A 13242-nucleotide genomic window follows, 5' to 3' on the forward strand; every position below is an offset into this window, starting at 1 on the left:
AAAATTTAAATTTAACCACGTTGAGCACGTATTTCACACCCTCAACGTGTAACATATTTGTGCTATGCTTAATTGCAAATTTATGGTTGCTATTAATAAATAAGTTCTTATTTGAAAGCAGTTACAGTTTGCTCTTTAAAATTGCTTCTTTTAATACAGTAAATTCTGATAAAGCAGAGTTAGCAGCACTTTTATTTCCCATTGCAGCATAGACTTTAGACAGATCTCCTTTTATTTCAACCAATTTGAACTTATATTTGTTTGAAATGGAAAGCTTCTCGGCCTCACGTAAATCTGTCAATGCGAGCTGATGATCGCCAATTGACATTTTGACATGCCCAAGACTAACTAGAGAATTCACGATACCCGTTGAGTTGTTCAGTTTCCTGGCAACCGTATTAGATTGAATATAAAACCATTTAGCTTCCGAAAAACGTTTTTGGAGATGGAAAATCTCTGCCAACTGATCAAAAGATCTCATTAATCCGATCTTATCGTGGATCTTATAGGCAAATAACGGCAGCGCTTTATTCATAAGTATGGCTTCGGCATCTTTGTATTTATTCTGAGCAGTCCAGATACTAGCCAAATTCAAATAGACCTCCCCCAATTGACGATAATTCCGGCTAAGCAGGGACTCTTCCATTATAAGCATATTATACTTCAAGGCTTGCGGCAGGTCTTCCCTGTATTTGTAAATTCGGGCCAGACTGAAATAATTTTTCACAGTTGCCGTTTTGTCGACTAGCTCAGTGTTTATTTTTAAGGCGTCATGAAAAAACATTAAAGCCTTATCCATATTTCCTTCAACAGCAGAATTAGTACCCAGAGAACTCAAGATGCCAGCTTCTGCTACACGATCACCCAAATTTCTGTATAACAAAAGTAATTGATCATCCGCACCTAAAAATCCAGATAAAAGCTTACCGTTATATATGCCAGCAGAAATTGGAAATGCCGGAAGTGGAATATCAGAATTTTTTAATAGCTCACGAAACTGTAATGCATTAATAAAATCTTTAAATGCATCAGGATTTTTAGAAAGCACAACTTTCCTTACTTCAATTTTAAGAGAATCATAAACTGAAATTGAAGGAATAACGCTCCAATGGTCAATTTCATTCGTGCTGACCTCTTTTACGGAGGCCAGACTGGAAATATTGACAGTCAGGAGCGCAATAGCCGAAATGGCCAGTAATTTTAGTTTCATCTAAAAATTTAAATAATTAGTCAGCGAAATTTAAAGCTCTCAATTACAGTATCATACTGAATCTATCAAACGTACGAAGAATTTTAAAATTATGAGGAATCGAAAAATCAGACAAAAACTGACAATTGCTTGTCATAGGAGGCCCAAACCATATAAGGATGCGAGTCACAATGATACATCTCACCATCTGAGCGAATACCAATTATACCAGCAAAGCCGTCGTAAGACTTCATTTCTTCAAATGATTTCCTGCAGGCTTTTTGCAGGCTCATCCCATCTGTTACCCTCGTAACAATTTTTACCGAAAGACCCGCGCTAACGATATCCTCGCCAACCCCGGTACATGAAATGCCCGCATATCCATTAGCAAAGTTTCCCGCCACGGTCGCGGAATCGCTTACACGGCCAGGAATCTCAAACCCTTTTCCTCCTGTCGAGGTAGCTGCAGCGATGTTTCCATCATTATCAAGGGCTACACACCCTACCGTACCTAAACCGATTGAAGCACTTAGCTTTTCTTCATATTCTTTCCTTCTCTGAGCAGTTTCGGGATTGAAATGCTCAAAGCCGTTTTGTCTCGCATACTCATGTGCTCCGCTACCGCTTAGAACCCTATCCTCTTCACACATTAATTTTTCAGCAACCTGGATTGCATTTTTAACATCCTCAATATTAATTACACCTGAAAACTTCTGGCTTTTTCCATCCATCAGGCTTGCGCTCAATCTTATCTTTCCATCACTTTGTATTTGGGAGCCCAGTCCGGCGTTGAAAAGCGGACAATCTTCAAGCAGAGAAACAGCAAAAACAGAAGTCTGTAACGCTGTATGAGTTTTAAGGTGGATATAAGATTTCTGTACTATTTCAGAAAGCGCTTCCTGTTTTGCAAGTTTTATCTCTTGATTTGTAAGCGACTCACTAAAAAAACCCCCATGAATAATAAGCTTAGCCCTCATTAATTATCGTAATCTTTAACTTTCAAAAACACCCCATCTTCTACCTTAATGGCTTTCTTTATCTCCATTTCATGTTTTTCAAGGTCATATTTATCAAAAAGTGACATAACATGCACTCTAAGTCCATCAATGGAAACCGGCGATCCAATTTCAACCTCATAAATGCTTGTTTCGCTGATATAACGGCCATCAACTAGTATAGTTAAACCAGATCCTATTGCTTCAAGGCAATTTCCATCCGTTATCAGTAGACCAGCGTCTTCACCTAAACCAATCCCTAGCATACCGGGATTGCTCGCAACTGCATAAAAAAGCCTTCCTATGCGCCCTCTTTGCACAAAATGAGTATCAACAATTACCGAATCAACAAAGCCCAGGCCAGCGGTTATTTGTACCTCTCCTTTTACCAGTGCTTCACTGCTGCTACCCCGGTAAATCATATTAGTAGATGCAGCTGCAGCACCTGCTGAAGTACCAGCTATTAAAAAATCTTCCTGTTGGTAACGTTTTTTTAGAATCTGCAGGAATTTTGTACCGCCGAAAATTGAGCTGAGACGTAATTGGTCACCCCCTGTGAACATAACTACGTCTGCTTTGCTTATTCGCTCAAGATATTCCTGGTTTGCTGCGTCAGTACGGGATCTTATATCAAGAACATTTATATTGTTAACCTGTAACTGATTGAACGACTTGATATATTCTGTACCCACTATGTCAGGGATTTGCGATGCAGTTGTTATGACCTCAACCACAGAATTTTCAGCCTTTGCAGATTCGACGATAACCCGCCTAAGGATTCCTTGCTCAAAGAATTTAATATAGTGAGGGTGGCTAATGTTTTCGTTATAATTGAGTGAACTTCCCAGATCTACTGCACCACCAATAATAACCAGTTTGCCCTTTGGAACCATAGTACTTGTCTAATTATCATACGAAAACCTAAATATATATTGCGTGTCCTATAAGTTTGAATATTACTTATTAAACTTTTCCACAATTATGTATAGGATAGGTTTGTCAGCAGGAATATTCAAACTTATCAACCAAATAATAGTCTTAAAATTTCATTATTTGATGAAACTTTATACCTTAACAGTGGTTTTCATACAGATTAAACTCCAACAACCATTCCAAGAACAAATCGTGTGAAAGAAATTGCTCATACATAGGGCCGCACATTCATAGAATCAGTGTATTAGTTTCGCTGTCGGCAGAATTTGACATATAAAACAAGATTTTTACAAGATGAAGATATTAGGTATACAAGTTTTAAAAGGTCCAAACATCTGGTCGGCAAGGCGCCGGAAGCTAATACAAATGCGATTAGACCTGGAAGAGCTCGAACAACGCCCTACCAATAAGATTGATGGCTTTCGGGAAAGAATTGAAAAACTAATCCCAAGTCTATATACCCATCGCTGTTCTCCTGGTCATGAAGGCGGCTTTTTAGAGCGCGTGGATGAAGGTACCTGGATGGGGCATGTGATTGAACATATTGCATTAGAATTGCAAACACTTGCGGGTATGGAAACTGGTTTTGGCCGGACTCGAGAAACTAAAACTTCGGGAATTTATAATGTTGTTTTTAATTACATCGAAGAAAAAGTTGGTGTTTATGCAGCGGAAGCATCCGTGAAAATCGCACTTGCGATTATTAATAGTGAAGAATATGATATTGAAAATGATATCATGACGATGAAGAAAATGCGCGAGAGGGAGCGTTTCGGGCCTAGCACGGCATCGATCGTTGACGAGGCTGTTGCACGTAATATTCCGTTCATTCGATTAAATAGCAGTTCACTTGTCCAACTTGGATATGGTAAAAATCAGGTAAGGTTCCGTGCAACGATGACTGACAAAACAAGCAGCATTGCCGTAGATCTTGCTGGAAATAAAGACGAAACGAAACGCATACTTACCGAGCAGGCCATCCCTGTTGCTAAAGGCTCGACTATTTCATCGCTGGCAGACCTTAATGAGGCTTTAGAAAAAGTTGGCTTTCCTTTGGTTTTTAAGCCTTTGAATGGGAATCATGGAAAGGGAGCAACTATCAATGTAAAAACACGGGAAGAAGCTGTAGAAGCATTTGCCTATGCTCAAAAATATTCCCATCGGGTAATTGCTGAACGGTTTATAACCGGACATGATTTCAGGGTTTTGGTAATCGACAATCGAATGGTAGCAGCCGCTCAACGTGTGCCTGCACATATTATTGGTGATGGAGAGAATACTGTTCAGTATCTCATCGAAAAAGAAAACAGCGATCCACGCAGAGGTTATGGGCACGAAAATGTTCTAACAGAAATAACAGTGGACCGGGATACGCTTGATCTGTTGGAGAAAAAAAAGTACACCCTGGAAAGCATACCTGTATCAAAAGAAATTGTCTATTTAAAATCAACAGCAAATTTAAGTACAGGCGGAACTTCGATCGATGTAACCGATCTCGTGCACCCTCAGAATGTGTTCATGTGCGAGCGCATAGCAAGGGTCATCGGATTGGATATCTGTGGAATCGATATAATGGCCGAAAATCTTACCGAATTACTTACCGAAAATGGAGGAGTAGTTTTGGAAGTCAACGCTGCCCCCGGATTCAGGATGCATCTCGCACCCAGCGTAGGATTGCCCAGAAACGTAGCCGCACCAGTAATTGATATGCTTTATCCTCCCGGAAAATCTGCAAGGATACCAATCATTGCTGTGACGGGTACGAATGGTAAAACAACTACGACCCGTTTAATTGCTCATATAGTAAAAAATAATGGTTACAGAGTTGGATTCACCACTTCAGATGGGGTTTATATTCAGAATTCCATGCTCCTTAAGGGTGATACTACTGGCCCATTAAGTGCCGAATTTGTTTTAAAAGACCCAACCGTCGAATTCGCAGTTCTTGAGACTGCACGTGGAGGTATTTTACGCTCTGGCCTGGGTTTTGGACACTGCGATATTGCAGTAATTACAAATATCCAGGAAGATCACCTTGGTATATCCGATATCAATACGCTGGAGGATCTTTCAAGGGTTAAGGCGGTAATTGTAAAATCAGTAAAAAATGATGGTTGGGCAATACTGAATGCTGATAATAAATATTGTGTCGCTATAGGAAAGGAGGTTCATTGTAACCTCGCATACTTTACAATGGATGATAAAAATCCAATAGTGAAGGAACATTGCCGTAAAGGAGGAATAGCAGCTGTATATGAAAATGGCTATATCACGATCATGAAAGGCGACTGGAAAATTCGCATCGAAAAGGTTACACACATTCCGATTACTTTTAATGGAACGGTAAGCTTTATGACCCAAAATGTTTTAGCTGCAAGTCTGGCAACCTTTGTCTGGGGCTTTAAAATTGAAGATATCCGCCTTTCCCTTGAAACATTTATTCCTTCTGCGGCCCAAACGCCCGGGAGAATGAATATTTTCGACTTAAAGGACTTTAAAATCATGGTTGATTTTGCCCATAATCCTGATGGGTTGAGAGGCATAAAGGATTTTCTATCGACCCTTGATATAAAACGAAGTACCGGTATTATCTCAGGAACAGGCGACAGACGCGATGACGACCTTCGTGAAATTGGAAGAATATCAGCACAAATGTTTGACGATGTCATTATTTGTCAGGAAAAGTATTTGCGCGGCCGGACAAGAGAAAACATTGTTTCACTTCTTACCGAAGGATTGAAGGAGATAAAACCCGAGATCGATATTCAGGTTATTGATAATGGTAAAGCTGCCTTCAACTATGCCGTTCAACATGCGGAACAAGGTTCATTTATAACCATGATCGGCGATTCGGTAAATCACGCAGTGGAACTGGCACAGGATTTCCAGGATAAAGAAATGGGGATGTAATCCTTAGAATAATGGCAACAATACCTCCACTGGCAGAACGTATGCGCCCTGAAAATCTGGACGACTATGTCGGACAAAAACATCTCGTAGGAAATGATGCTATTTTAAGGCTGGCAATTGAAAATGGCAATCTGCCGTCTTTAATTTTATGGGGTCCGCCGGGGGTGGGCAAAACGACCCTTGCTTTCATCATAGCACGTCAATTAGAACGCCCTTTTTTTAGTCTTAGCGCAATTAATTCAGGAGTTAAAGATATCCGTGAAGTGATCGAAAAAGCTTGCAGGCTGAAAGATGATAACCAGAATTTACCCATACTTTTTATCGATGAGATCCATCGGTTTTCAAAATCGCAACAAGATTCATTGCTCGGAGCTGTTGAACGTGGCCTCGTTACGTTAATAGGTGCCACTACCGAAAATCCGTCTTTTGAGGTAATATCTGCCTTACTTTCCAGAAGCCAGGTATATATATTGCAGAATTTATCTGAAGATGATCTTTTGGAGCTTTTAAATAAGGTATTAAAAGAAGATTTATATCTTAAAAAGAAAAAAGTCGCAATTAAGGAGCACGAAGCATTACTTCGGCTGTCGGGGGGAGATGCTCGAAAACTGCTGAATGTCCTTGAACTTGTAATAAACGCCGTAAATAAGCCGGATGTAATTATCACTAATGAACTCGTTCTTAAACATGTTCAGCAGAATATGGCGATATATGATAAAACAGGTGAACAACATTATGATATCATTTCAGCTTTCATAAAATCAATTCGGGGTAGCGACCCCAATGCAGCAGTTTATTGGCTCGCCCGGATGATCGCTGGCGGTGAAGACCCCTCATTTATTGCCCGTCGACTGCTGATTTTAGCATCTGAGGATATCGGCAATGCTAACCCGAATGCTTTACTTTTAGCAAACAGTTGTTTCCAGGCTGTTAACGTTATTGGGTTCCCGGAATCAAGGATTATCTTGTCTCAAACGGTTACTTATCTCGCATCATCACCGAAAAGTAACGCCAGCTATGAAGCAATTGGTAAGGCACAGGAATTAGTCGCACGCACCGGCGACCAGTCAGTGCCTTTGCATCTTCGGAACGCGCCTACAAAGCTGATGAAAAATATAGGGTACGGAAAAGAATATGAGTATTCGCATTCCCATGAAAATAATTTTTCTGCACAAGAATATATGCCAGAAAAGCTAAGCGGGACATTGCTTTACAATCCAGGTAAAAATGCATCCGAAGAAAAACTTAGGGAACGATTAAAAATGCTCTGGAAAGGCAAATACAAATATTAATTTCTAATATGTTAAGGATAAAGCCATTCGATTTTCTAGTTTGAGTTGTAAAGACATAGAATTTTCATATTTTCAACTATGACTTTAACTTTTTTATCTCAGCAGTGGAAAGCATTTTGGAGGTCTCAAAATAAAGGAAAAAGCATTGCAATGAGAATCGTTATGGGCATTCTCATTGTTTATCTTTTAATAAATGTTTCAGTAGTGGCTTTTTTTATGGATAAGATCCTATTGAAGACCTTTCCAGGACAGGATGTCCTCCAAACTTTCAACAGTTTTATTCTCTATTATTTTGTTATGGACCTGATAATGCGTTTTCAGCTTCAGGAATTACCTACCTTAAGTGTCAGACCTTACCTGCATTTACCAATTAGTAAAAATCAAATTGTGAATTATTTGTCTATCACATCGCTTGCGACAGCTTTTAACCTCACACCATTCCTTCTTACAATTCCATTCCTCATAAAGGTTTTAATACCTCTTCACGGTGCTTATGCCTTTTGGGGGTATATGGCTTGTATTTTGGGACTTACAATGATTAATCATTTCTTTAGTCTCTGGTTAAAAAGAAAAGTAAATCTGAATGCTATCTGGATGCTAGCATTCTTTGGATTGCTTCTTATTGTATGGGCTCTTGAATTTTATTTCAAAATAATTTCGCTTTCGACTATTTCAAAAAATATACTGAATGAGATAATCGATCAGCCTTTAGCATCTGTAGTCCCTTTGATACTTGCCGGGGCAATGTTTTTTATAAACCATAGATATTTAAAAAGTAATCTTTACCTGGAAGAACTTCAATCTTCAAAAACGTCCGTAAAATCGAGTACTGAAATTCCCTACCTGGATAGGTTTGGAAAAGTTGGAGATCTAGCAGCAAACGAATTCAAACTTATTTTTCGAAATAAGCGTCCCAGGTCTGTTGTAATTATGTGCATGATGTTTATGCTATATGGCTTAATTTTCTACAATAACCCCTCATATGATGGTTACGGGCATATAGTTTTTTGTGGAATGTTCATGACTGGCATTTTCATCATTAATTACGGCCAATTCATGTTTAGCTGGCAAAGCGCTCATTTTGATGGCCTGCTTTCGAGCAGGATCAGTCCTGAAGAATTTTTCAAGTCTAAATTTCTTTTATTTGATGTCTTCTCCACATTTTGTTTCCTTTTAACTATCCCGTACATTTATTTCGGTTGGAAAGTGCTGATCGTCCACTTTATAATGTTCATCTGGAATCTCGGGGTGAACACTGTTTTCGTATTGTACTTTGCCAATCAAAACTACAAGCGGATTGATTTGAGCAAAGGGGGAAGTTTTAACTGGGAAGGCGTTGGTGTATCCCAATGGATCTTATCAGTTCCTCTGTTGATAACGCCCTTTTTGATCTATGCCCCGCTCAGTTATTTTGAATATTCCGAAATTGGCTTGGGTGTAATTGCTATTACAGGTCTTGCATTCATCCTTGGCAGGGAATTCTGGCTTAGAAAATTGGTCAACATATTTGAAAATAAACGTTACATCATTGCCGAGGGCTTTAGAAATCAATAGTATGATCGAAATTAAAGATTTACAAAAAATTTATAATGGCGTCAGGGTAGTTAATATTCCTGAACTTACTATCCGAACCGGCGAAACCATCGGGCTTATTGGAAATAATGGCGCTGGCAAAACAACCTTGTTCAGGATGATGCTCGACCTCGTCCGCCCGGATCGGGGTGTGGTTTTATCAAAAGACAAGAATGTTGCTGAGTCAGACGACTGGAAAAACTATACTACATCCTATTTAGATGAGGGGTTTCTGATCGACTATCTCACGCCAGAAGAATATTTTTATTTCACCGGAAGCTTGTTTAATCTTAGTAAGGCGCACGTCGATTCGGAGCTTAATAATTATGCCGAATTTTTTAACGGCGAAATACTGAACCGCGGAAAATATATCCGGGATCTTTCCAAAGGAAACCAGGCCAAAGTTGGAGTCGTGGCAAGTCTTATGCAGAACCCCGAATTGCTCATGCTGGACGAACCTTTCGCTAATATTGATCCGAGCACCCAAATCAGACTGAAAAATATGGTGAAAGATTTAAGTGCAAAAAAACGTATTACAACACTCATATCAAGTCACGATCTTAATCATGTTACTGATGTTTGTGAAAGAATAATTCTTATGGAGAAGGGAAAGATCATAAAAGATATCGCAACTAATTCAAATACACTTAATGAGTTAGAAGAATATTTTTCCGTTTTATCATAGAAGGCATGAATTTACAATTACATTTCTTGCAAGCCCTGCAGCATCATATATCAAGGGCATCAACCTCCCGATTTTTGGAGGAAAAACACCCAGTCTTTAATCCACAAAATGATGAACTTAGATAAAGCTTTTTTTTCAAGTATTGTGTTTCCCATAACTTTGTACTTCTTTACTCCGGGGAAAGAAAATGCATCGCGGGTACTGAGTCCTGATAAAAGCATTTCGGATACAAGTGCTAACATAGTTGCTGATGGCGCCGAACCGAGGCTCATTTCGAGCCAATTTAGTTTCACTGAAGGACCCGCAGTGGACAAACATGGAAACGTATTTTTTACGGATCAGCCAAATGATAAGATCTGGAAATTTGATATCAACGGCGAACTCACAATTTTTCTTGACAAAACGGGGCGTTCTAACGGTATGTATTTTGACAAAAAGGGAAACCTCATTACAGCAGCTGACGAGAATAATCAAATCTGGTCAATCAGCCCGGATAAGAAGGTGACAATTTTAATAGATAATTTTAAAGGTCAGCGTTTCAATGGCCCAAATGATCTTTGGATCGATAAAAAGGGTGGAATTTTCTTTACTGATCCTTATTATCAGCGCCCATATTGGCAACGAAAAAAGCCCGATATGACAGATGAGCGTTTATATTATCTTCCTAAAGGTAAAAAAGAAGCCTTTATTGTTGATAGCAATTTGGTAAGGCCTAATGGGATTATAGGCTCAGCAGACGGGAAATACCTATTTGTCGCCGACATAAATGATAAAAAAACCTATAAATACGAAATTAACAAAAATGGAACTTTGTCAAACCGGCGTCTCTTCGTGCCGATGGGGTCGGATGGAATGACAATGGATATGAACGGCAATTTATATATCACAGGTCAGGGTGTAACAGTATTTGACCCTCAGGGGAAAAAGATTTTGAATATTCCCCTTCCCGGATGGACAGCGAATGTATGTTTCGGTGGCGCCAATCGAGATTTACTTTTTATCACAGCCAGTAAAGCAGTTTATACACTGCAAATGAAGGTGAAAGGAATAAGATAGAGCAAAAAAAAGCATCCGCCATTTGACGGATGCTTGATCAATTCTTAAAGATCTTTATTCAGCTGCTGTTTGTACAACCTCACCTTTAATGTAAATAACTTTCACAGGAGTTTTAGCGTTAGACTTGATTGTCAATCCCTTACTGAATGGGGCAAGCGTCGCAGCATTGTAAGTAACGGTGATAGTTCCGGTCTTGCCTGTTAGCACAGGAGTATTGGTGTATTTTGGAACTGTACAACCACAAACGCTTTCAATATTGGTAATGATTAAGGGTTCGTCGCCGACATTAGTGAATTTGAATTCTACGCTCACGGGTTTACCTTGTGGAATTTTTCCGAAGTCATAGGTTTCTTTTTCAAACTTAAATTCAGCCTGAGCATCGATCCTGAAAGCAGTTACAGCGGCAAATAAAAATAGTACGCCGCAAAGAATAATAAATTTTTTCATGTGTATATGGTTTGTTTTTAAATCCGCAACTGCGGTTTGGAACTTGCAAAATCAATGCAGCTCCATGCTCTGTTCAATTTGTTATTAGATAAACGTAATAATAATTCTGTACATAAAAAGAATATTAACAAATTTACGCATTTCGTACGTCCAAATTATCGATTAAACGATCATAATTAAAATGTTACTGCACGCAAGCTCTAATTAGGTTATATCGAAGCAAAGCACGGCCATACGACTAACCGTAGTGCAAAGAGGCCTACATAACGTATTAGTACCTTCTATCTGGTTTTTTATCTTCCGAGATCCGAACTCCTATACTACGCCCATATAGTTCGGTGCCATCCAATTCATCGATAGCTTTCTGCCCGGCAGCATCATCTTCGATCTCTACAAAGCCGAAGCCTTTGCTTCTCCCACTTTGTTTATCAACTATTAGTTTGACTGAAGTAAGTTCTCCATATTTTTCAAAAAGCTCTCTTAGCTCTTTCTCATCTACTTTAAAAGGAAGTCCTCCGACAAAAATATTCATATGCTTATAATTGGTTGTTAATACTTGCTGAATTATTTAATACTTGTTATATCATGGATAATGCTCTACACGGATAATTAAACTATTAAATATAAAATTAAGTAAAGAATATCAAATGAATGGTAACAAAAGCATTCTTCAAACAGTTAAAATTATTTCAACCTTGCCTAATCGAATAAAGCCAGTCCATTAGCGAAGGCTTTTCAAATTTGTAATTGAGCTCTTCTTTTATACGTGAACTTGAAACTACTTTCCATCCAGCCTTCTCCTGAATAAAATCAGGTTTGTTAAGGCCTTCTATTTCTGCTGCTAAAGTATAGAATTCCTCCCTGACAGGATGAGATGGAGCACATCCGTTATAAATTCCATCCGCGTTCCGATCGTTTACCAGACAATTGATAATCCCTATTACATCGTTTAGGTGGATCAGATTTACTGGTGAAAAGCCATTCGGTATTTGACTTTTACCAGCAAAGAATCTTCCCGGCATACGGCCTGGCCCAACCAGTCCGGCAAGTCTCAGGCACAATACTTTTAGCGGAAGTTTGTTTAAATGCATTTCGGTATCCGCCATTAATTTTCCTGAATCAGTGTCAGGTGATATTATCGAAAACTCATCAACAACATTGTTGTTATCGGGATAAACGGAGGTCGAACTGATTAAGATTACCTTCAACAACGGTCTATCCTGAATTTCCCTGCAAACGTATTGAACCATTCGCCGATAGTTGTCGAATCCCTGCAGATTACGTCGACCGGGAGGAATCGTTATAATTAATATTTCTGCGTTAAAAAACTTTTTTAGATCAGGGATTGATACACCATCAGAAAAATGTACTAAATAGGGGTCAATTCCTTCATTTTGCATAAAACTTATTTTAGTCGGAGTTGTTGTTGAAGCCCGAATTGTAAAACCCTGTGAAATAAGGCTTTTTGCTAGCGGGTAACCAAGCCAACCGCAGCCTAATAAACTTATTACGCCCTTAATGTTATGTGACATTCCACAAAATTAAACTGTTTATGCCAAGATTTAGTTTTGGCACTGACTTTGAATTTATTATGATAAGAAATTGTTGTAAATTTATGGTAGCTTCTTTAACATTCAAAAACTAAAATTATAAACAGATGAAAAATACAAAAATGAAAATAGCAACATTAGGGTTAGCATTTGCAACCTCTGCTATGTTATTTCAAAGCTGTGCTACTGCAACAAAGACTCAAAAGGGCGCAGTTATTGGAGCAGGTGTTGGTGGTACTATTGGTGCTATCATTGGTAAAAAGGCTGGGAACACTGCTGTCGGTGCAATAATCGGTGGAGCTGTTGGTGGTACTGCAGGGGCTGTTATCGGTCGTAAAATGGATCGTCAGGCCGAAGAGATCAAAAATACTGTTCCTAACGCTGAAGTTATTCGCGAGGGTGAAGGGATCATTGTTAAATTCGATTCAGGTATTTTATTTGATGTTAATCAAGCTGATTTGAAGAGCGCCGCCAGATCAAATATTGAAAGTCTTGCAACATCTTTAAAGAACAATCCACAAACTAATATTTTAATTGTTGGACATACTGATGCTACTGGCACTGACGCTTATAACTATAAGCTCTCTGAAAGACGCGCTGCATCTGTTAAAGC

General features: G+C 39.0%; 12 protein-coding genes. 6 read left to right on the forward strand and 6 right to left on the reverse strand.

Annotated elements, in window-relative coordinates:
- Positions 1-121: 121 nt before the first annotated feature.
- From ACLL8Z_RS00430 to ACLL8Z_RS00440, 3 genes are all read right to left on the reverse strand, one after another.
- On the reverse strand, positions 122-1210 hold the full coding sequence (locus ACLL8Z_RS00430; RefSeq protein WP_411272768.1) for a tetratricopeptide repeat protein: 1089 nt from the start codon (positions 1208-1210) through the stop codon (positions 122-124).
- Between the two features lie 107 nt (positions 1211-1317).
- Positions 1318-2166 (reverse strand): isoaspartyl peptidase/L-asparaginase, encoded by an 849-nt coding sequence (locus ACLL8Z_RS00435; protein ID WP_411272769.1) that lies wholly within the window; start codon positions 2164-2166, stop codon positions 1318-1320.
- Positions 2166-3077, reverse strand: a complete 912-nt coding sequence (locus ACLL8Z_RS00440; RefSeq protein WP_411272770.1) for a cyanophycinase — start codon at positions 3075-3077, stop codon at positions 2166-2168. Before ACLL8Z_RS00440 ends, ACLL8Z_RS00435 begins: the two co-directional genes overlap by 1 nt.
- 334 nt (positions 3078-3411) lie before the next feature.
- Here ACLL8Z_RS00440 and cphA point away from each other — a divergent pair, with 334 nt between their 5' ends.
- The 5 genes from cphA (at position 3412) to ACLL8Z_RS00465 (ending at position 10632) form a co-directional block, all read left to right on the forward strand.
- Positions 3412-6027: a cyanophycin synthetase gene (gene cphA, locus ACLL8Z_RS00445; RefSeq protein ID WP_411272771.1), complete on the forward strand. Its 2616-nt coding sequence runs from the start codon at positions 3412-3414 to the stop codon at positions 6025-6027.
- A gap of 11 nt (positions 6028-6038) precedes the next feature.
- Complete coding sequence (locus tag ACLL8Z_RS00450; protein WP_411272772.1) at positions 6039-7319, forward strand: replication-associated recombination protein A; 1281 nt, start codon at positions 6039-6041, stop codon at positions 7317-7319.
- Between the two features lie 78 nt (positions 7320-7397).
- Positions 7398-8873 carry a DUF5687 family protein gene (locus ACLL8Z_RS00455; protein WP_411272773.1) on the forward strand — a complete coding sequence of 492 codons (1476 nt, stop codon included), beginning with the start codon at positions 7398-7400 and terminating at the stop codon, positions 8871-8873.
- Position 8874: 1 nt separating this feature from the next.
- A complete protein-coding gene (locus tag ACLL8Z_RS00460; RefSeq protein WP_411272774.1) occupies positions 8875-9576 on the forward strand; it encodes an ABC transporter ATP-binding protein in 702 nt (233 codons plus the stop codon).
- Between the two features lie 108 nt (positions 9577-9684).
- Complete coding sequence (locus ACLL8Z_RS00465; protein WP_411272775.1) at positions 9685-10632, forward strand: SMP-30/gluconolactonase/LRE family protein; 948 nt, start codon at positions 9685-9687, stop codon at positions 10630-10632.
- 54 nt (positions 10633-10686) lie between these two features.
- Here the strand turns inward: ACLL8Z_RS00465 and ACLL8Z_RS00470 are convergent, their stop codons facing one another.
- From ACLL8Z_RS00470 to ACLL8Z_RS00480, 3 genes are all read right to left on the reverse strand, one after another.
- Positions 10687-11079 (reverse strand): DUF1573 domain-containing protein, encoded by a 393-nt coding sequence (locus ACLL8Z_RS00470; protein WP_411272776.1) that lies wholly within the window; start codon positions 11077-11079, stop codon positions 10687-10689.
- A 271-nt stretch (positions 11080-11350) separates the two neighbouring features.
- Positions 11351-11611 carry an RNA recognition motif domain-containing protein gene (locus ACLL8Z_RS00475; RefSeq protein WP_411272777.1) on the reverse strand — a complete coding sequence of 87 codons (261 nt, stop codon included), beginning with the start codon at positions 11609-11611 and terminating at the stop codon, positions 11351-11353.
- A 157-nt stretch (positions 11612-11768) separates the two neighbouring features.
- Positions 11769-12611: an SDR family oxidoreductase gene (locus ACLL8Z_RS00480; protein WP_411272778.1), complete on the reverse strand. Its 843-nt coding sequence runs from the start codon at positions 12609-12611 to the stop codon at positions 11769-11771.
- Positions 12612-12736: 125 nt separating this feature from the next.
- Between ACLL8Z_RS00480 and ACLL8Z_RS00485 the strand changes: the two genes are divergently transcribed.
- Positions 12737-13242: OmpA family protein (locus tag ACLL8Z_RS00485; protein WP_411272779.1), on the forward strand; the 506-nt coding region annotated here is incomplete at its 3' end.

Origin of the sequence: Daejeonella sp. (assembly GCF_046590655.1) — a bacterium.
In the GTDB taxonomy this organism is placed as follows: Bacteria; Bacteroidota; Bacteroidia; order Sphingobacteriales; family Sphingobacteriaceae; genus Daejeonella.